The sequence below is a fragment of the Flavobacterium sp. genome (assembly GCF_039932285.1).
Taxonomy (GTDB): Bacteria; Bacteroidota; Bacteroidia; order Flavobacteriales; family Flavobacteriaceae; genus Flavobacterium.
The window spans coordinates 23,439-43,986 of record NZ_JBDTQE010000011.1 but is presented as its reverse complement, the minus strand read 5'-3'; the positions used below and the strand labels follow the sequence as shown (position 1 = coordinate 43,986).

Genomic DNA, 20,548 nt, shown 5'->3' with positions numbered 1-20,548 from the left:
GTTATACTTATATAATCGATGATAATTCCTAATTTTGCAATTAAATCAATTTATAAAACTTACAATGCTTAAATTTTTCAAATATCTTGCAATTACAGAAGGAATTTCTGCATTATTGTTATTCTTTTTTGCTATGCCAATGAAATATATTTTCGATAATTCTATTTATGTTAAACATATAGGAATGGCGCACGGAATATTATTTACGACTTATATTATTATTGCAACAATATTAAAATTTAAAGAAAGCTGGAATATAAAGAAATATGCTGAAATTTGTTTGGCTTCCATTCCTCCTTTTGGTACATTTTATATCGAAAAAAAATATTTGAAAGATGCTTAAATTCACTGAGAAATTATTTGGTTGGTGTGATAAACTTTTAATAAAATTTGGTGTTAATGAAACCATCGCTTCCTATTTAGGCTTAATTGTAAATTTAATCGTACTTTTTGTTATTTCGTATATTTTATATATGATATTCAGGTTTATTTTAGTTACAATTATGGCGATTGTGGCAAAAAGAACAAAAACTAAGTTTGATGATTTATTAGTTTCTAATCAAACAGCAAAATACATTTCACATCTTATTCCGCTTATTTATATTTATAAATCGGTTCCTATTATCCTTGAAGATTTTAATTCTTGGGAATTCATTTTTGGGAAATTAGTGGGAATTTATATCATTTTACTAGTTTTATGGATCATTAGAACGGTTTTTAATGCCCTTCGAGATCATCTAAAAACGATTCCAACTTATAGTGATAAACCCATAGATAGTTACATTCAAGTTATCATGATTATCCTTTGGATGATAGGTTTTACCGCCATATTATCTAAATTATTTGAAATACAAATTGGAGATCTTCTGACTACTTTTGGAGCTATTTCGGCTATTATTTTATTAATTTTTAGAGATACTATTTTAGGTTTTGTTGCCAGTATTCAGGTTTCGGTAAATGACATGGTTCGAATTGGAGATTGGATTACGATGGATAAATTTGGTGCCGATGGTGATGTTATCGAAATAAATCTAGCTACTGTAAAAGTTCGAAATTTTGATAATACAACCACTACAATTCCGACTTATAGCTTAATTTCTGATAGTTTCAGGAACTGGCGTGGTATGCTAAATGCCGATGGAAGACGTATAAAACGTCATATTTTGATAAAATCGAGTAGCATTCGTTTTATAAAAGACGAAGAATTAGAAGAATTAAAAAAAATACAACTAATAAAAACCTATATCGAAAAAAAGCAAGCCGATATAAACAAATACAATTCACAATATAATGTGGACAAATCGCTATCGGTAAATGGTAGAAATTTGACAAATTTTGGACTTTTTAGAAAATATTTGACTAATTATTTAGAAAATTATCCAAGTCTAAATAAAGATATGATATTGCTTTGCAGACATTTGCAACCAACTGCTCAGGGAATTCCGTTAGAAATTTATGCTTTTACAAGTGACAAACGTTTTGAAAATTACGAATACATCATGAGTGATATTTTCGATCATATATTGGCTTCTGTAGTCTATTTTGATTTGCAAATTTTTGAGATGCCTTCTAGTAAAAATGGTGTTACAGAGGCTTAAAGTATTAATATGTAAGCTATATTATGTCTAATCAAATAAGCATCTTCTTAAATATTTTTTTTAAAATTTTGCGGTGTTACTCCTGTATATTTTTTAAAAACTTTAGTAAAATAAGAATAATTTTCAAAACCAAATTCATTTGCAACTTCACTAATAGTTACTCCTTTTATTGATAATAATCGTTTACTTTCTAAAATAATTTTTCTATAAATAAATTCCGTTAATGTTATATTTAAAACATTTTTACAAATTCTATTTAAATGTTTCAAACTAATATTCATCATGTTAGCATAATAAGATGGGGATTTTTCTTCTTTATAATGACTATTTACAAGGTTTTTTAGTTCATTAATTTTAAAATTATAAGAATGAATAGAATGATTATCTATTGAGTTGTATATTCTATCTATTTCTATATGAATAACATCAAGAATATTTAATAGCTTATCAGATTTACTTAATTTATTATCTCTATTTTCATAAATCAATATATCAAAATATTGTTTAAATTCTAAAATCTGTAATTCCGTCAAAACTAATTCTGGGGTATTTATTAAAGTTCTATAAAAAGAATAATCTTCTAATTTTTTTTTCCCAAAATATAAATTATAAATCTCCTGAGAATAAAAAGCAATATAACCATCGATATCCTCTGAAAGTTGCCAACTATGAACTTGACCTGGTTTAAGAAAATAAAGACAACCAATTTTTATTTCAAATCTATCAAAATCAATTATATGTATTCCGTTTCCTTGGGTAAATAAAACTAATAAATAAAAGTTGTGGCTATGGGTGTTTTCAATAAAACTATTGTTAACCAAATGTGATTTAAAATCATTCACATACAAATCATTTTCACTCGACTCGCAATAAAATTTATTTATCTGATAAATAGGTTGTTTTTCCATAAACAAAATGTCTTAATTTTACCATTTTTAGCGAATATAAGAAAATTATTATTCATCCTTATATCATAAATTTGTATCATAAAAAAAGATTCTTATGATTAGTACAATAAAACACATTTTCAGTAATGAATGTCCAAAATGTAACAAAGGAAAAGTATTTAGAGACAAAAATTTTTTCTTTAGTATTGGTTTTCCAAAAATGAATGAATATTGTAGTGAATGTAATTTCAAATTTAAAAAAGAACCTGGTTATTTTTTTGGAGCTATGTTCGTAAGCTACGCATTAACAGTTATAGAAGGCTTAATAACTTATTTTATTGCCCATCAATTTTTTGATAAAACATTCGACTTAAGAATTATACCTATCATTTGTAGTGTGGTGGTGGTATTATGTTTTTTTAATATTCGATTATCAAGAATGATTTGGATTTATATGTTTAAAAACTATTCGGCATAAATAATAATTGTTTAAAATTCCAAAAAAATAACAAAATAAAAAAACATCTGCCAAAGATTATAAACTTTGTCCTATTTTATCCTATTTCTAACAAACTCTATTTCTGTTTTTCCATGGGCTTGTGGTTTGCCATTAGCGCCTAGACTTACCATTGTTACCGAATCTATTCTGATAATCGTTTCCCGAGTCATAATGTTTCTGGCTTCGCATTTTAGTGTCAATGATGAATTGCCAAACTTAACCACATCGATACCAATTTCGATAATATCTCCTTGTTTTGCAGAGCTTATAAAATTAATTTCCGACATGTGTTTGGTCACAATTCTAGGATTTTCGAGTTGCACAATCGAATATAAAGCCAATTCTTCATCTATCCAAGCCAATAACTGTCCGCCAAAAAGTGTATGATTTGGGTTTAAATCTTGTGGTTTTACCCATTTTCTAGTATGAAATCTCATGTTTTAACTATTTTTAAAGCTTTTTCTATAATTTCTTGATGATCGAAGGCTAAATTAGGTAATTCGTTTATAGAAAACCAAGCCACTTCCTTTGCATCATCTGAAGCGATTGCTATTGTATTTGCTGAAACTTCTCCAAAATAAGCCACCGAAATCATGTGTCCTCTAGGATCACGAAAAGGTTTCCCGAAAGTACCAATTTGTTGCAAAGAATCTATTTTTATTTGCGTTTCCTCTTCTAATTCTCGTTTTGCAGCTACTTCTAAATCTTCATTTTCATCAACAAAACCACCAGGTAAAGCCCACCAATTTTGAAAAGGTTCATTCTTTCTTTTTATTAAAAGCAATTGATTATCAGTCGTTTTTTTGACAATAACAGCATCTACAGTGACAAATATTTTTGAAGTTCTCATAATTATGTTTTCAACACTAAATTACTAATAACTTTTATATTTTAGCCACAAATAAACTGCTATATTTCTTAATTTTAAAAGAAAAACAAATGGAAAATCGTGATACAACAATTTTTGATTTAAGAGGTGGCGCTTTAGGTATAGTAACGCCACAATCATCGGAAGAAGAAGCTTTTCAGAATATTACTTTGCGACCTATTTTAAAATTGCAAAACGATTTGCTTATTCAAGTTTTTATTAATTATGCTCAGAAGCAAAAAAGCGTCTTTTTTTCATTAACACCCGAAAAAAAACAAAGTTATATTGAAAACGTGATTCAAAAAGACATCAAATTAAGAAACTCTCTAAAAGGAATGGTTATTGGTTTTTTTACCGTTCATGAATACCAAGATTATATAAAAAATTCATCAAACTTAAACAAAAGAATGATGAATTTATTAGTTGAAAGACTAAAAAGCCAATTGCAATTATTGGAAGAATAAATGCAATTTGTCTTGATAAAGTTATAAGTTCGCAAAGATAGAAATTGTAGATATTATTATGACGGCAATAGCTAATTGGATAAATAAAGAAAATGATTCAAATTCAATTTGGACTATTGGTGACACTAAAATCTCAGATATATCGACAAATACTAATTTAAGTCTAGAAAGTAGTAAAATTTTTGAATTACAAATAATTTGTAAAGACATTTCTAAACATCCTCAAAGAAGAGATGTATATTATAGTCATAGTATAGGATTTGCATTTGCAGGAAGTTCATTAGTTGGATTAAATTGTTATGCAACTTTAAATACAATACTCTCTAATTTAGCTGGTTCTGGAGATGAAATTCCTGATTTAGAAAGCATATCATCTATTGTTTCCAAAGTAGTAGATTATTACAGTAAATCCATTTGTTCAAATATGAATAATTTTGAAGCACTAACATATGGTTTTTGTCATAAAACAATGAAATTTAAAAGATTTTATATATCTAAAAAAAATATTCTAAATGACGTAATTTATTGTAAAGAGGAAATTAAAGATGAGAATTTAGTTTATTTAATTGGAGATATGAAAAATGAAATATTTGAAGAAATAAAAAATAAAATGATCTTAGATGAAAAAGATAAAAATTTGAAATATTGGAGAACCCCATTAATAGTTATGAGTGAAATTATTGCTTCAGGAAAATATCAAAGCATTGGAGGAGGAACCCAATTAAATATTGCGGATTTCTTTGGTTGTAAACCATATCAATCAGCAGGAGAAATCAATCAAGTATGAAATTCAGGAATATTGATATTCATTTTGATATCGGCTATAATGTTGGAGAATGTTTAATTTCAATTGACGGAATGAATTTTAAAATGAAATAAAAATATCTAAAAAAAGTATGTCAAATATTGAAATTAGAACAGTAATACCAAACGATATTGACCAATTACAAAAAATTGGCAGACAAACTTTTCAAGAAACATTTTCAGAATCAAACTCTGAAGAAAATATGAAAAGTTATTTGGATGAAGGATTTTCTAAAGAAAAACTAATTAAGGAACTTAACGACAAGAACTCCGAGTTTTATTTTGCAACGCTTGACGATGTAGTTATTGGTTACTTAAAAATTAACTTTGGAGAATCTCAAACAGAACTAAAAGATAGTAAAGCACTTGAAATTGAACGAATTTATGTTTCAAAAGAGTTTCACGGAAAAAGCGTTGGACAATTATTGTACGATAAAACAATCCAGATAGCAAAACAGAAAATTGTAGCCTATATTTGGTTAGGTGTATGGGAAGAAAACCTAAGAGCAATAAGCTTTTACAAGAAAAATGGTTTCATTGAGTTTGACAAACATATTTTCAAATTAGGAAATGACGAACAGACCGACATCATGATGAAACTCAAATTGAGCTATTAAATGTTTAATCTTTAAACATTAGCCTGATTTGAATTTTCTACATAAAAAACTAAAAGTAGCTTTCTACTTTTAGTTTTTAGTTCAAGTATACACAACTGTTCTAATTATAGCTCTTTACAAATTATTTATCTCTCGATTCTAAAATATTAACAATATCTTGTAATTTAAACCCTTTGGCTTGCAATAAAATGAGGTAATGAAAAAGCAAATCGGCACTTTCGCTCAAAAATAAGACATCATTATTGTCTTTGGCTTCAATGACCATTTCTATTGCCTCCTCTCCTACTTTTTGCGCAATTTTATTAATTCCTTTCTGAAACAAACTGGCTACATAACTTGTATCGGAATTGGCAGTTTCTTTTCTTTCTGAAATCGTATTTTCTAATTTTAATAAAAAATTAAAATTCTCATTTTTAGATTCTTGCCAGCAATTATATGAACCTGTATGACAAGTATTTCCTTCTGGATTTACTTGTACTAAAAAAGTGTCGTTATCGCAATCTAATTTAACATCGACAAGGTTCAAAAAATTACCACTCTCCTCGCCTTTTGTCCATAATCTATTTTTTGAACGGCTAAAAAAAGTAACTAATTTGGTTTCTAAAGTTTTATTATATGCTTCTTCGTTCATGTAACCGAGCATCAAAACTGTTTTAGAAATAGTATCTTGAATAATAGCTGGAATTAATCCGTCTGTATTTTTTTGAAAGTTTGGTTTCATATTATTTTGTTTACTAAACCTGTCAGGTATATATGATTAAATTCTAATTTTTATATTATTTCTATTTAATTCCTTTTTTAGCTCTAAAATTCCAATTTCTTGAAAGTGAAAAACACTGGCAGCCAAAGCAGCATCAGCATTTCCCAAAAGAAAAACATCGGAAAAATGCTGTATTGTTCCTGCACCACCAGAAGCAATAATTGGAATATTTACAGTTTGCGATAATTTGGCTAATGCCTCATTTGCAAAACCATTTTTTGTGCCATCATTGTCCATCGAGGTAAAAAGAATTTCTCCTGCTCCACGATTTTCAACTTCTTTTGCCCAATCGAATAAATCAATTTCTGTAGCAATTTTTCCTCCTACGAGATGTACTTTCCAATTTCCGTTAATTTGCTTGGCATCGATAGCCGCCACAATGCATTGGCTTCCAAAAGCCAAAGCCAAATCATTTATTAATTGCGGATTTTTAACTGCCGAAGAATTAATTGACACTTTATCGGCGCCATTTTTTAGCAATATTTCTACATCATTTACAGATGAAATTCCGCCGCCAACAGTAAACGGAATATTGATGGTTTCTCCTACTTTTCGAACCAAATCGATTAGCGTTTTTCTATCTTCTTCGGTAGCAGAAATGTCTAGAAAAACCAATTCGTCTGCTCCTTCGTCAGAGTACTTTTTGGCTAATTCTACTGGATCCCCTGCATCTTTTAAATCTAGAAAATTGACTCCTTTTACGGTTCTTCCGTTTTTAATGTCTAGACAAGGAATTATTCTTTTTGTGAGCATTTTTTTTGTTTTTAAAACCTGTCAGGTATAGATAGGATGAAATTTTCCAATTGTTTTAATGTAATTCTGTTTTCGTAAATTGCTTTTCCAATAATAGTTCCCTCGCAGCCTAATTCGGCTAGTTTTGGTAATTCATCAAAAGCGGAAATTCCACCAGAAGCTATGAGTTTAATTCCTTTAGCTTCCTGCAAAATTTTTGCATACAAATCGAAACTTGGGCCTTCTAACATACCGTCTTTTGCAATATCAGTACAAATTACATACTGAATTCCATTGTTTTGATAGTTTTGAATAAACGGAATTAATTCTTCTTTACTTTCTTCTAGCCAACCCGAAACAGCTACTTTTTCGTTGTTTGCATCGGCACCTAAAATTATTTTATCAGATCCATATTTTAAAATCCATTCTTTGAATAAATCAGGATTTTTGACCGCAATACTTCCGCCAGTTATTTGGTTAGCACCAGATTCGAAAGCAATTCGCAAATCGTTATCGGACTTTAATCCACCACCAAAATCAATTTTTAATGATGTTTGAGAAGCAATTTGTTCCAAAATTTTGTAGTTTACAATTTGGCTTGACTTAGCACCATCTAAATCGACCAAATGCAAATATTGAATCCCGTGGGCTTCAAATTCTTTGGCTACTTCGAGTGGATTTTCGTTATATATTATTTTAGTATTATAATCGCCTTTGGAAAGTCGGACACATTTCCCGTCGATGATGTCTATGGCTGGGATTATTCTCACGAGATTTTAGATTTTAGATTAACGATTTTAGATTTAAAAAATTAAAAAGAATTTGCTCTCCTATTTTTCCGCTTTTTTCTGGATGAAATTGTACTCCGTAAAAATTATCTTTTTTCAATGCTGACGAATATTCTTTTTCATAATTAGTAAACGCAATGGTTTCGGCACATTTTGGGGCATAATAACTGTGAACTAAATACATGTATTCGTTTTCAGAAATACCTGAGAACAAATTAGATTTCAAATTATAAATGATATTCCAACCCATTTGTGGCACTTTTACAGCAGTAGAAAATTTAATAACATCTACATCAAAAATTCCCAAACCGATAGTATTTCCCTCTTCTGATGAGTTACACATGAGTTGCATTCCTAGACAAATACCTAGAACTGGCTGTTTCAGATTGGGAATTAGTTTATCTAAACCGCTTTCTCGGAGTTTTTTCATTGCAGAACTTGCTTCTCCAACACCTGGAAAAATCACTTTGTCTGCCGATTGAATTTCGGCGATATTATTTGACAAAATACCTTCGTAACCCAATCTTTGTAGAGCAAACTGAATGCTTTGTATGTTTCCTGCTCCGTAATTTATAATGACTATTTTCATGTTATTTGTTTAAAGTTTAATGTTTTAAAGTTTAAAGCGCTGTTGATAACTTTAAACCTGAAACTATAAACTAGAGTAACCCTTTGGTACTTGGCAAAATCATTTTTTCTGAATCTCGTTTTACAGCTACTTTTATGGCTTTAGCAAAAGCTTTAAAAATAGCTTCAATTTTGTGATGTTCATTCGTACCTTGTGCTTTAATATTTATGTTGGCTTTTGCACCATCGGAAAAAGATTTGAAGAAGTGAAAAAACATTTCGGTTGGCATTTGTCCAATCATTTCACGTTTGAATTCGGCTTCCCAAACCAACCAATTTCGGCCACCAAAATCGATCGCTATTTGTGCCAAACAGTCGTCCATGGGCAAACAAAATCCGTAGCGTTCGATTCCTAATTTGTTTCCTAAAGCTTGTGCGAAAACTTCTCCTAAAGCAATGGCTGTGTCTTCAATTGTGTGGTGTTCGTCAACTTGTAAATCACCTTTTACAAGAATTTCTAAATCCATTTGTCCGTGGCGAGCAATTTGATCTAGCATGTGATCGAAAAAAGCGATTCCAGTATTTATTTTACTTTTGCCCGTTCCGTCAAGATTTAATTGGATAGAAATATCAGTTTCATTTGTTTTTCTAACGATAGAAACGGAACGATTTTCGAGTTTCAGGAACTCATAAATTTTTTGCCAATCATTAGTTTCTAAAGCAATATATTGGTTTAATTCTTCTTTTTTTACCGATATTTCTCCTGTTCCTAAATTGGTATAATCATTTATAAAAATAGCTTTCGAACCCAAATTTTTACCCAATTCGACATCCGTCAATCGATCGCCAATTACAAATGAGTTTTGTAAATCATACGCTTCCGAAAAATACTCGGTTAGCATTCCCGTTTTTGGTTTTCTAGTATTGGCATTTTCAGATGGAAACGTTCTGTCGATACAAACTTTATCAAAAATAACACCTTCATTTTCAAAGGTTTTCATTATAAAATTATGTACAGGCCAAAAAGTATTTTCAGGAAAACTAGACGTTCCCAATCCGTCTTGATTGGTAATCATAACCAGTTCGTAATCTAATTCTTTCGCAATTTTACTTAAAAAAGGAATACATTTCGGGTAAAAAATCATTTTATCGAAACCATCTATTTGCTCGTCGATCGTTTCTTTAATCATTGTTCCGTCACGGTCTATAAATAATACTTTTTTCTTCATTATAATGATTTTAAAACGGTGATTAATTGTTCATTTTCTTCTTTGGTACCAACAGTAATTCTTAAGCAATTTTCGCACAAAGCCTGATTACTTCTATTTCTAATTACGATTCCTTTTTCGATTAGTTGGTTGTATCTCTTGTTTGCATCGTCAACTTTTATTAAAATAAAATTGGCATCCGAAGGATATATTTTTTCTATAAATGACATAGATGATAATGATTGAACCATCTTTATTCTTTCATTTATAATTTTTTTTACTTGAAAATCTAATGTTGTTTGTTCTAATTTTTTTATTGCCGTTTCTTGTGATAGATTATTTATATTATATGGTGGTTTTATTTTATTTAATACTGCAATTATTTCTGAAGAAGCATACAAAATACCAACTCTTAAACCAGCCATTGCATACGCTTTTGACAGTGTTTGCGTAATAACAAGATTTGGATATTCGTTTATTTCTTGTAACCAACTTTCATTTTTAGAGAAATCGATATAAGCTTCATCAATAACCACAAGACCATTAAAATTTTTTAGTAATGATAAAACCGCTTGATCATCAAAAGAATTTCCTGTTGGATTGTTAGGAGAACAAAGAAAAATCATTTTAGTTTGTTCATTTACATTCTTTAATATGGAATCAATATTGGGCTGAAAATCATTAGACAATAAGACTTCTATATTTTCGATGGCATTAATATTGGCTAAAACACCATACATTCCGTAAGTTGGCGGAAGCGTAATTATATTGTCTTTATTGGGTTCGCAAAATGCTCTGAATAATAAATCTAGTACTTCGTCACTTCCGTTTCCTAACAGAATTTGATTTTCATTAATTTTTTTTTGTTTAGATAAAATACTTTTCAGAATTTTTTGTTGCGGATCTGGATAACGATTTATTCCATTAGAAAATGGATTTTCGTTAGCATCAAGAAAAACCATATTGTGACTAAAATCTTTAAATTCGTCTCGTGCAGAAGAATAAGATTGCATATTATTTATATTTTCTCGGATGAGATTGTTTATGTTCATTGTTTTGAATTTACAGATGAAAGAAGCAAGAATAAAGACTTATAAAATCTTGCTTCTTGTATCTTTTTTCTAATTATTTATAATTTAATCTTAAAGTCACAGCATTTTTGTGTGCTTGCAAACCTTCGGCATCCGCCATGATTTCTATCGCTTTACCAATGTTTTGAATACCTTTTTTAGATATTTTCTGGAAAGTCATCGATTTTAAAAAACTATCTAAATTTACACCCGAATAATTTTTAGCATAACCATTTGTTGGTAAAGTATGATTGGTTCCAGAAGCATAATCCCCAGCACTTTCAGGTGTATAATTCCCTATGAAAACAGAACCTGCATTTTGAATATTATCAATGTAAAAATCTTCGTCTTTAGTGCAAATAATAAAATGTTCTGGAGCATAGTCATTAATTAAATCCAAAGCAATTTTATCATTTTCAACGTAAATTAGTTTAGAATTTTCCATAGCTTTTTGTGCGATATTTTTTCTTGGTAAAACTTCTATTTGAGTATTGATTTCAATTTCAACAGCCTCAATTAATTCTTTTGAAGTTGAGACTAAAATAACTTGACTGTCAGTTCCATGTTCTGCTTGACTTAACAAATCCGAAGCAACAAAACTTGGAATGGCAGTTTCATCTGCAACAATAAGCAATTCGCTTGGCCCTGCAGGCATATCGATAGCAACCCCAAATCGAGTAGCATATTGTTTTGCAACAGTTACAAACTGGTTTCCTGGCCCAAAAATTTTATACACTTTTGGAATGGTTTCTGTGCCAAAAGTCATTCCCGCAATAGCTTGGATCCCTCCTACTTTCAGTATTTTTGTTACACCACATAAATTAGCAGCATATAAAATAGCTGGATTTATTTTCCCTGATTTGTCTGGTGGTGAACATAGAATAATTTCTTTGCAACCCCCGATTTGAGCAGGAACAGCTAACATTAAAACGGTTGAAAACAAAGGTGCAGTTCCGCCTGGAATATATAATCCTACTTTCTGAATTGGTCTTTTTTCTTGCCAACATTTTACACCCTCAATCGTTTCAACTTCAATTTTTGAAGTTTTTTGAGCGTTGTGGAATTTTTCAATATTAGATTTGGCCAAATTAATAGCCAGTTTCAATTCTTCTGAAACTAAATTAAAAGCTTCTTTTATTTCCTCATTAGAAACTTCAATGTTTTCAATTGAAATTCCATCAAATAAAGAAGTGTATTTTGCTACAGCAACATCTCCTTTTAGTTGGACTTCTTTAAAAATACCTTTTACAGTTTCTTCAATATCATTGAAAGTCTGCGTTGGTCTTTTTAGAATTTCTGACCAAGTTTCTGGTTTTGAGTTATATATTTTGATCATTTTATTTAAATTTAAATCACCATTTTTTCAATTGGACAAACAAGAATACCTTCGGCACCAGCAGCTTTCAATTTATCTATTACTTCCCAAAATTGATCTTCATCAATAACCGATTGTACACTACACCAACCTACTTCACTTAGGGGCACTACTGTTGGACTTTTTAGAACAGGTAAAATTTCGGTTATAGCCTGTATTTTATCATTTGGTACATTCATTAAGATATATTTTGCCTTTCTAGCTCTAAGTACTGATTGAATTCGGAATCTTAACTTGTCTAATATTTCTTGCTTTTCAATACTAATTAATGGAGAAACAGCGAGAACAGCTTCACTTTGCATAATGACAGCTACTTCTTTTAAATTATTTTTAAAGAGCGTACTTCCACTAGAAACAATATCGACAATCGCATCTGCAAGTCCAATATTTGGAGCAATTTCGACCGAACCTGATATTTCGTGTAATTCGACTTTTATATAGTTATTTTTAAAATAACTTAAGGTTGTATTGGGATAAGAGGTTGCAATTCTCATTTTTTTTAAATCATCTAAAGATTTGAAATTAAAAGATTTAGGAACCGCTACAGAAACTCGGCATTTTGAAAATCCTAATTTTTCGGCAATTTTGATATTTCCACCTTTTTCAACTAAAATATTATCCCCAACAATAGCAATATCTACAACACCATCTATTAAATATTGAGGAATGTCTGAGTTTCGAAGAAATAATACTTCGAGCGGAAAATTGGAGGCGGAAGCTTTAAGCTGGTCATTTCCATTGTCGATTGAAATGCCACAATCTTTTAAGATTTTTAAGCTATCCTCGTTGAGGCGACCTGATTTTTGAATTGCAATTTTTAAAGTACTCATTGTTTTATTTTGATTAAATATTAGGAATGAGTACAGCTTGGAGAAAATAAAAAACCCGTTTGATGTACTCAAACGGGTTTTAGAATATTGTGATTTACACGCATATCATTAACACTTCGCCTGAGAGCAAATATGAAAATGATGATGATGTAATTGATTTAGAAACATTTTTGTTTTTTTAGTACACTGCAAATATAGGTTCAAATAAAAATAGAAAACAAATTATTTTGTTATATTTTCAATAATTTATGATTTGTTTAATCTTTGTCTTCTTCTTCAGTTCCATTATTTACTGGTATTTCTATTGAATTTGTTCTAATTTCAGTATGACGTACTTCCCCTCCTGATGTACCTACTTGTTGCGCTAAAAAAACTCCTACAACAGAAATTACAACTGCTAAATAGGATATTAGATTTGCTTTCGCATGATTTTTAAGATTTAAATATAATCCGGCAAGAGATACTACTCCTAAAGCATATAAAACTATAGCAAATTTTTCTGCTAATTCTTCGTGTTCATGAATAATTTTTTTACCAACATTTGGCATATCTTCTACTAACTCTTCGGCTCCTTCTCCTGTTCCCATACTAAATGCTGCAAAAATAGCTGAAATTATAAATAAAAAATAAGCAATATTTTTTGCAGAATTATTCTTTAAAATTATTCCTGCAATCAAGATTCCTAATCCAAAAATTGTCCCAATAATTGGAAAATGGTTTACTACCATGTGTAAATGTGCATCGTTCATGATTTTTTTGATTTATTAAGTTAATATTGATTTAGCATAAAAATAGCCTTATTAATATCTTTATTTATTACATAATTCTTTTAATTAGTTGTAGAATTCTTATCCTGCTAATGAAACACCAATCAAAGCACCAATTCCATAAGTTACAGCAGCTGCAAGTAATCCAAAAATAACTTGTCTTGTTCCTGAAAATAAAACTGGTTTTCCAGTAAATAATGTTATCGCAGAACCAATTCCGAATAATCCAACAACACTACTTCCTATACTTAAAAATATTGCATTCTTTCCTTCTAAAAACATAAATGGATATAATGGAATTATAGCTCCAATTGCAAATAAAATAAATGATGTAATAGCTGCTTCCCAAGCAGAACCACTTAATTCTTCTTTATTTATTCCTAACTCTTCAGTTATTAAAGTTTCAATTGCAGATTCTTTAGTTAAAAATGCTTTTTTTGCTAATTTTTTAGCTTCTTCTAATGTCATTCCTTTAGCTTGGTACAACAATACTAATTCCATTTCTTCTTCTTCAGGCGAAGCTTCTAATTCGGCAGTTTCTAATGCTATTTGATTTTCGTACAATTCGCGTGAACTTTGAACAGATAGCCATTCTCCTAATGCCATCGAAATAGCACCTGCCAATAATCCTGCACAACCTGTAAGTAAAATTGTATTGTTGTTTACCGCTGCACCAGCGACACCCATGACCAAACTCATATTAGAAACCAATCCGTCATTTGCTCCTAAAACTGCAGCACGCAAGGCATTTCCACCAACAGATTTGTGTCGGCTTTCAAATTTAGAAAGAAATCCACCTGATACATTTAAAGCTGCATTACTATTAACTGCTTCAATAATTTTTAAATGATTATGTTCAAAACCTGATAATTTTTCGCCTGCTTCAATTTTATTTTTTACAGTATTAATAGCAAACTGCTTTTCAACACCTGATAAATTACTAATTATAGAGCTGTAGCCAAAAATCTTTCCTAATTTTAATTGTAATTTAGCTCTTGATGAAGGATTTGGTAAAACTGCATTAGGACTTTCCTTTTTAATTTCGATCAACATGTGTTGTGCATGGCCATCTTCTATTTTTGCTAAAGCCAACAATACCCTATTAAGATTTTCATCCTGTTGAATAGCTGCTATGCTTTTGTATAAAAAAGAAGTATCAACTTCAGTTTGCAACTGTCCTTTTAATTTGTTTAAATCCATAAATTATTTAAATTAATTGGTAATATCAAAAACTCCTTTTGTTAGAATTTTCGAGTTTGAATTAATAAGATTATTGGGGATTATCTCAATAAATTTCTCTGATTTTTCTCCTAAAGATACTGCAACTTTTTTAAATGAGTACTGATTTTTATCATTATCCAACACTAACACGAAATTCTTATTATTTTTTGTAATTAAAGCTTCTGTTGGGATTGCTAATCCTTTTTTAGAATTTGTAACGATTCCAGCCTCTACAAACATTCCTGTTAGTAATTTTTGTTTAATATTATCTTCTAAATGCCCATGAACATTAATGGTTCTATCATTTCCTTCAATAGACTTTCCAACTAAATGCACTTCTGCGTTAAAAACTTCTTTAGTAGCTTCTGGGACTGTAAAATTAATTTTTTGTCCAACTTTTACATTCAAAATGTCTTTTTCAAAAACAGCTAATTCTAAATGCAAATGATTAGTATCAACAATTTCTAGAATTACATCTGAAGGCGCAACGAACATTCCCACATTGGCATTCATAATCACAATGTCTCCAGAAATTGGAGCATAAATAGTTACAACAGAAGTTAATTTTCCTTTTTCTACATTACTAGGATTAATGTTTAAAAGTACTAGTTTAGCCTTTAAACTCTGATACATTCCTCTTGTTCTTTTATAATCACTTTCGGCTTTTAGATAATTTTTTTGAGAGGTTATCTTTTCGTCATACAATGTTTTTTGTCTCTCGAATTCAGATTTTAAATAGTTTATTTGTTCTGCAACTTCAAGATAATCTTTCTGAATATCCAGAAATTCAGTATTTTCCATTGTTAATAAAGCTTGCCCTTTTGTCACTTTATCTCCGACTAAAAGTTGGGTAGATTTTACATAACCATCTATAAAAGAAGTCACTTTTGCTCTATTTTGTGGCGGAACATCGATTTTTCCAGATGTTTTTATAGTGACATCAAAATCTTGCTCTTCTGGACTAGAAATTTTCATTCCTGAAGATTCAAATTGTTCCTTTGTAACTAAGATTATTCCATCATCTTTAGGACTAACTTCTTCAACTTTAGCATCTTTACAAGAAAATAATAAAGCGGCAATTGCAAATGTATATATTGTTTTTTTCATTGGTATCTAACTAAAAATTAAGGTATTGTAAATCTAATTGTATTTTATTATATTGTAAAACAGACTCTAAATATTCGACTTGAATCGTAGTGGCATTATCTAAACTTTGAATGTACTGAAAAAAATCAATTTCTCCGTGCTTATAACTCATCGTTGCAACTTTGATAATTTCTTCAGACAATTTTTTTCCAAATTGATTATAATAATTAATTGCTTCTTGGTATTTTGCTAATTCACTTGTTTTCTGAAGAATATAACTATCAATTTTTTGTTCTTCATTTTGTTTTTGTTGTTCCCAAGATTGCAATTCGAGTTGTGCCACTTTTGATTTGGCTTTATTTCCAAAATACAATAATGGTATGCCAACTCCGACTTGAAAACCATATAAGGATTGTGATAATCCATTATTTTTTCCTTGAAAATAATCTACATTCAAATCAGGTAACCAATGTTGCTTTTGTAACTTAATTTGACTTTTATAATTTTTTGTAATACTTTCTAAATAAGATAAATAAAATGACTTACTTGTTTCATTACTTAATATTTTTAAAGGTTCAATGTTATTATTTATAATTACAATTTTCTCATCTACTTGTACTAAAGACTGTAAGATTTCGTACTGTGCTTTTTTATCTTTTTCAATTTGAGAAAGCATGGTGCTAATTTTTCTAAATTTGGCCTGAGCTGTTATTTTTTCTAGATAATTGGTTTCACCTAATTCGAAACGTCTATCACTAGCCTTTGAAAAATTTTGATACAAGCTATCTAAATAATGATACAATTTTTCTTGGTGTTGTAAATAAACAATATGATTGTAAATAGTAGAAACCTCTAGATTTAATTTGTTTTTTTGAATTTCAAAATTTGCACTTTCTTTTTCATACTCCGCATTTAATACTTTCTTTTGAGCTCCATAAACTGTTGGGAAAGCAAATCGTTGTTGTACTCCAAAAACCTTCAAAGGCTGATTGTTTAAAGCTAAATTATTCTGATCGTAACTGTAATAAATAGTAGTTTTATCGAAAGTATATGCCGTTTTAATATTGGCTTTCATTTTATCTACTTGCAATTGAGATGCTTTAATACCTTTATTATTTTCAATAGCTTTTCCTAACAAAACATTTAGTTCAGGATTAGAATTTTGTGAAAATGCAACCGTTGATAGCATTAAAAACAAAATAATAATAGTTGTGTTATTGTGAATTTTAAATTTAGCTTTTTTAAATTCTTTACCATCAAAAACTTTATATAAAATAGGTAAAACTACCATTGTTAAAATCGTTGCTGTAAACAAACCTCCAATTACAACAGTTGCTAATGGACGTTGCACCTCTGCTCCTGCTGATGACGAAATTGCCATTGGCAAAAATCCAAGAGCTGCTGCCGCTGCTGTTAATAATACAGGGCGCAATCTATCTGTGGTTCCTTTTAAGATTAATTCGTCCATATCTTTCATTCCATTATGTTTTAGTTCTTTAAAATGTTCAATAAGTACAATTCCGTTCAATACTGCTATTCCGAAAAGGGCTATAAAACCAACACCTGCCGAGATACTAAAAGGCAAATCTCTCATCCATAAAAACAATACACCTCCTACTGCTGATAATGGAATAGCAGAATAGACCATTAAAGCTTCTTTTATTGTTCCAAAAGCAAAATACAATAAGATAAATATTAAAAACAAAGCAATTGGAACAGCAATAGCTAAACGCGCTTTTGCACTTTGTAGGTTTTCAAATTGTCCGCCATAACTTACTCTGTAGCCATCTGGTAATTTAATTTTTGCATCGATTATTTTTTGAATATCCGTTACAACGCTTTGTAAATCTCGGTTTCTCACATTAATTCCCACTACAATCCTGCGATTGGTGTTGTCTCTAGAAATTTTTGCTGGACCTTCAGTATATTCGATACTAGCTAATTCACTAAGTGGAATTTGTTGGCCGTTTGGTGTTGAAACATATAAATTTCGTACATCTTCAATATCCTGTCTGTTGGTTTTATCTAAACGAATCACCATGTCAAATCGTTTTTCGCCTTCAAATACATTTCCTACTGTTTTTCCTGCAAAACCAAGCGCAATGATTTCATTTAAATCGGCAATATTTAAACCATAACGTGCAATTTTTGAACGATCATATACCACAGCCATTTGAGGTAAACCTTCCGTTTTTTCGATAATTACATCCGAAGCTCCTTCAATATTTTCTATTGCTTTTTTTATTTCATTCGCTTTTTTTGCCAAAACATTCAAATCTTCACCAAAAACTTTGACAGCCACATCAGATCTAGTTCCAGAAATTAATTCGTTAAAACGCATTTCTATAGGCTGTGTAAACTCTATTTCCATATTTGGAATTTGCTTTTCGATTGCTTCTTTTATTTTGTCGGCCAATTCGTCTTTACTTGAAGCAGAAACCCATTCTGATTTTGGCTTCAATTTGACTATAATATCACTTTCTTCCATACTCATAGGATCGGTTGGAACTTCGGCAGCTCCAATTCGGCTCACAACTTGATCTACTTCAGGAAATTTTTTGAGGATTATTTTCTCTATTTTCGTAGTTGTTTCAATAGTTTTAGATAATGAAGTTCCAGTTTTTAAGACTGGCTGAATGACAAAATCTCCTTCATCGAGCGTAGGAATAAATTCTCCTCCCATTGTGGCAAACAAACCAATGGCTAAAAATAGTAAACCAACTGCTCCATATATTACTTTTTTAGTATTCGCTAGCGCCCAAATAATTACGGGTAAATAAAAGGAATTTAGCTTCTGAATTAATCTATTGGATAATGATTTTGGATTTTCTTCGGTAGGCTTTAAAAATAAGGAAGAGACTACAGGAACATACGTAAAGCAAAAAAGCATAGCGCCTACTAGAGCAAAACTAAAAGTCATGGCCATAGGTTTAAACATTTTGCCTTCAATACCAGATAAGGAAAGAATTGGAATAAAAACTATTAAAATAATTAATTGACCAAAAATGGCCGAATTCATCATTTTAGAAGCACTTTTATATGTAATTTGATCAATCTCTATCTGACGATCTTCTTTAGATAAGTGACCTAAATGTTTCGATTTATGTGCAATTTGGAAAGCTATAAATTCAACAATAATAACTGCTCCGTCAATAATAATTCCAAAATCAATAGCACCTAAACTCATTAAGTTAGCATCAATTTTAAAAATATTCATAAAGGAGATTGCAAATAGCAAACACAACGGAATAACCGAAGCTACTACCAAACCTGAACGCCAGTTTCCGAGCAATAAAACCACTACGAAAATTACAATTAAACAACCTAAGATTAAATTTTCAGCAACAGTAAAAGTAGTTTTACCTACTAATTCGCTACGTTCTAAAAAACCATTAATATAAACTCCTTGAGGTAATATTTTCTGAATTTCGGCTACTCTATTTTTTACATCAGTTATTACTTGTTTAGAGTTCCCTCCTTTTAGCATCATGACTTGGCCTAGCACTTTTTCGCCTTCACCATTGCCGGTAATTGCCCCAAAACGATTGGCGTTTCCGTAACGTACTTGTGCAACATTTTTGATATAAATTGGCAAACCATTTGCATTTTTTACCACTATATTTTCAATATCTTGAATCGATTTTACTTTTCCTTCGGCACGAATAAAATAACTTTGATTTACTTTTTCAATATAAGCACCACCAGCAATACTATTATTTTTTTCTAATGCATTAAAAACATCGGAAGTCGTAATATTCATCGCTTTTAAACTCGAAGGCACTATTGCAATCTCGTATTGTTTAAGATATCCTCCCCAAGTATTTATCTCTACAACTCCTTTTATACCAGATAATTGACGTTTTACAACCCAATCTTGTAATGTTCGTAAATCGGTTACTGAATATTGAGATTTAAATTCTGGCTTAACTTCTAATGTATATTGATAAATTTCACCTAAACCAGTAGTAATAGGTCCCATTTCTGGTGTTCCAAAACCTTGTGGGATTTTTTCTGAAGCTGATTTTATTTTTTCGGCAATCAATTGTCTTGGCAGATACGTTCCTAAGTCATCTTCAAAAACAATCGTTACTACCGAAAGTCCAAATTTTGAAATAGATCTAATTTCTTTAACACCTGGCAAATTTGCCATCTCAATTTCGACAGGATACGTGATAAATTGTTCAATATCTTGAGTAGAAAGATTACGTGAAGTAGTTATTACCTGGACTTGATTATTAGTCACATCAGGTACCGCTCCTATAGAAATTTGAGTTAGTGAAAAAAGTCCAAAACCTAATACCAGTAAGGTAAAAAGCAGTACAATAAGTTTGTTTTTTAAACTGAAGGCAATTATTTTCTCAAGCATTTTTTTTACTTTTATATTTCACAAAAATATAAAATTACGAA

At 30.2% G+C, this 20,548-nt stretch carries 21 protein-coding genes; 6 read left to right on the top strand and 15 right to left on the bottom strand.

Annotation, left to right across the window (positions count from 1 at the left end):
* The first annotated feature begins 64 nt into the window (after positions 1 to 64).
* The gene (locus ABI549_RS04035) at positions 65 to 343 is read left to right on the top strand and encodes a DUF3817 domain-containing protein (RefSeq protein WP_348075170.1); all 279 of its coding nucleotides are present in this window, start codon (positions 65 to 67) and stop codon (positions 341 to 343) included.
* The gene (locus ABI549_RS04030) at positions 336 to 1,598 is read left to right on the top strand and encodes a mechanosensitive ion channel domain-containing protein (RefSeq protein ID WP_348075169.1); all 1,263 of its coding nucleotides are present in this window, start codon (positions 336 to 338) and stop codon (positions 1,596 to 1,598) included. Before ABI549_RS04035 ends, ABI549_RS04030 begins: the two co-directional genes overlap by 8 nt.
* 47 nt (positions 1,599 to 1,645) lie before the next feature.
* Here the strand turns inward: ABI549_RS04030 and ABI549_RS04025 are convergent, their stop codons facing one another.
* Complete coding sequence (locus tag ABI549_RS04025; RefSeq protein WP_348075168.1) at positions 1,646 to 2,506, bottom strand: helix-turn-helix transcriptional regulator; 861 nt, start codon at positions 2,504 to 2,506, stop codon at positions 1,646 to 1,648.
* 94 nt (positions 2,507 to 2,600) lie between these two features.
* On the opposite strand from ABI549_RS04025, the gene ABI549_RS04020 reads away from it, so the two are divergent.
* Entirely contained in the window at positions 2,601 to 2,963 is a 363-nt protein-coding gene (locus ABI549_RS04020; RefSeq protein ID WP_348075167.1) for a DUF983 domain-containing protein, read from the top strand.
* 71 nt (positions 2,964 to 3,034) lie between these two features.
* Here ABI549_RS04020 and ABI549_RS04015 read toward each other — a convergent pair whose 3' ends face one another.
* Positions 3,035 to 3,421 carry a hotdog domain-containing protein gene (locus tag ABI549_RS04015; protein ID WP_348075166.1) on the bottom strand — a complete coding sequence of 129 codons (387 nt, stop codon included), beginning with the start codon at positions 3,419 to 3,421 and terminating at the stop codon, positions 3,035 to 3,037.
* Positions 3,418 to 3,834 carry an NUDIX hydrolase gene (locus tag ABI549_RS04010; protein ID WP_348075165.1) on the bottom strand — a complete coding sequence of 139 codons (417 nt, stop codon included), beginning with the start codon at positions 3,832 to 3,834 and terminating at the stop codon, positions 3,418 to 3,420. The genes ABI549_RS04015 and ABI549_RS04010 overlap by 4 nt, the downstream gene beginning before the upstream one ends.
* A gap of 89 nt (positions 3,835 to 3,923) precedes the next feature.
* Here ABI549_RS04010 and ABI549_RS04005 point away from each other — a divergent pair, with 89 nt between their 5' ends.
* The 3 genes from ABI549_RS04005 to ABI549_RS03995 all read left to right on the top strand — a co-directional run bounded on the left by ABI549_RS04005 (position 3,924) and on the right by ABI549_RS03995 (position 5,737).
* Positions 3,924 to 4,316, top strand: coding sequence for a glyoxalase (locus ABI549_RS04005; protein ID WP_348075164.1), 393 nt, complete (start codon positions 3,924 to 3,926; stop codon positions 4,314 to 4,316).
* Positions 4,317 to 4,374: 58 nt separating this feature from the next.
* Positions 4,375 to 5,103 (top strand): hypothetical protein, encoded by a 729-nt coding sequence (locus ABI549_RS04000; RefSeq protein ID WP_348075163.1) that lies wholly within the window; start codon positions 4,375 to 4,377, stop codon positions 5,101 to 5,103.
* A 109-nt stretch (positions 5,104 to 5,212) separates the two neighbouring features.
* The gene (locus tag ABI549_RS03995; protein ID WP_348075162.1) at positions 5,213 to 5,737 is read left to right on the top strand and encodes a GNAT family N-acetyltransferase; all 525 of its coding nucleotides are present in this window, start codon (positions 5,213 to 5,215) and stop codon (positions 5,735 to 5,737) included.
* Between the two features lie 121 nt (positions 5,738 to 5,858).
* Here ABI549_RS03995 and hisIE read toward each other — a convergent pair whose 3' ends face one another.
* The 12 genes from hisIE to ABI549_RS03935 all read right to left on the bottom strand — a co-directional run bounded on the left by hisIE (position 5,859) and on the right by ABI549_RS03935 (position 20,507).
* On the bottom strand, positions 5,859 to 6,458 hold the full coding sequence (gene hisIE / locus ABI549_RS03990) for a bifunctional phosphoribosyl-AMP cyclohydrolase/phosphoribosyl-ATP diphosphatase HisIE (protein ID WP_348075161.1): 600 nt from the start codon (positions 6,456 to 6,458) through the stop codon (positions 5,859 to 5,861).
* 36 nt (positions 6,459 to 6,494) lie between these two features.
* Positions 6,495 to 7,250 (bottom strand): imidazole glycerol phosphate synthase subunit HisF, encoded by a 756-nt coding sequence (hisF, locus tag ABI549_RS03985; RefSeq protein ID WP_348075160.1) that lies wholly within the window; start codon positions 7,248 to 7,250, stop codon positions 6,495 to 6,497.
* An 11-nt stretch (positions 7,251 to 7,261) separates the two neighbouring features.
* Positions 7,262 to 7,999 carry a 1-(5-phosphoribosyl)-5-[(5-phosphoribosylamino)methylideneamino]imidazole-4-carboxamide isomerase gene (hisA, locus tag ABI549_RS03980; protein WP_348075159.1) on the bottom strand — a complete coding sequence of 246 codons (738 nt, stop codon included), beginning with the start codon at positions 7,997 to 7,999 and terminating at the stop codon, positions 7,262 to 7,264.
* Between the two features lie 13 nt (positions 8,000 to 8,012).
* Positions 8,013 to 8,606: an imidazole glycerol phosphate synthase subunit HisH gene (gene hisH, locus ABI549_RS03975; RefSeq protein ID WP_348075158.1), complete on the bottom strand. Its 594-nt coding sequence runs from the start codon at positions 8,604 to 8,606 to the stop codon at positions 8,013 to 8,015.
* Between the two features lie 70 nt (positions 8,607 to 8,676).
* Positions 8,677 to 9,813, bottom strand: a complete 1,137-nt coding sequence (gene hisB, locus ABI549_RS03970; protein WP_348075157.1) for a bifunctional histidinol-phosphatase/imidazoleglycerol-phosphate dehydratase HisB — start codon at positions 9,811 to 9,813, stop codon at positions 8,677 to 8,679.
* Positions 9,813 to 10,844 carry a histidinol-phosphate transaminase gene (hisC, locus tag ABI549_RS03965; protein ID WP_348075156.1) on the bottom strand — a complete coding sequence of 344 codons (1,032 nt, stop codon included), beginning with the start codon at positions 10,842 to 10,844 and terminating at the stop codon, positions 9,813 to 9,815. Before hisC ends, hisB begins: the two co-directional genes overlap by 1 nt.
* 73 nt (positions 10,845 to 10,917) lie before the next feature.
* A complete protein-coding gene (hisD, locus tag ABI549_RS03960) occupies positions 10,918 to 12,198 on the bottom strand; it encodes a histidinol dehydrogenase (RefSeq protein ID WP_348075155.1) in 1,281 nt (426 codons plus the stop codon).
* An 11-nt stretch (positions 12,199 to 12,209) separates the two neighbouring features.
* Positions 12,210 to 13,067, bottom strand: a complete 858-nt coding sequence (gene hisG / locus ABI549_RS03955; protein ID WP_348075154.1) for an ATP phosphoribosyltransferase — start codon at positions 13,065 to 13,067, stop codon at positions 12,210 to 12,212.
* Between the two features lie 257 nt (positions 13,068 to 13,324).
* Complete coding sequence (locus ABI549_RS03950; RefSeq protein WP_348075153.1) at positions 13,325 to 13,816, bottom strand: hypothetical protein; 492 nt, start codon at positions 13,814 to 13,816, stop codon at positions 13,325 to 13,327.
* A 99-nt stretch (positions 13,817 to 13,915) separates the two neighbouring features.
* Positions 13,916 to 15,034, bottom strand: coding sequence for a VIT1/CCC1 transporter family protein (locus tag ABI549_RS03945; RefSeq protein WP_348075152.1), 1,119 nt, complete (start codon positions 15,032 to 15,034; stop codon positions 13,916 to 13,918).
* A gap of 12 nt (positions 15,035 to 15,046) precedes the next feature.
* Complete coding sequence (locus ABI549_RS03940) at positions 15,047 to 16,162, bottom strand: efflux RND transporter periplasmic adaptor subunit (protein WP_348075151.1); 1,116 nt, start codon at positions 16,160 to 16,162, stop codon at positions 15,047 to 15,049.
* Positions 16,163 to 16,172: 10 nt separating this feature from the next.
* Positions 16,173 to 20,507 (bottom strand): CusA/CzcA family heavy metal efflux RND transporter, encoded by a 4,335-nt coding sequence (locus tag ABI549_RS03935; protein ID WP_348075150.1) that lies wholly within the window; start codon positions 20,505 to 20,507, stop codon positions 16,173 to 16,175.
* Positions 20,508 to 20,548 lie beyond the last annotated feature (41 nt).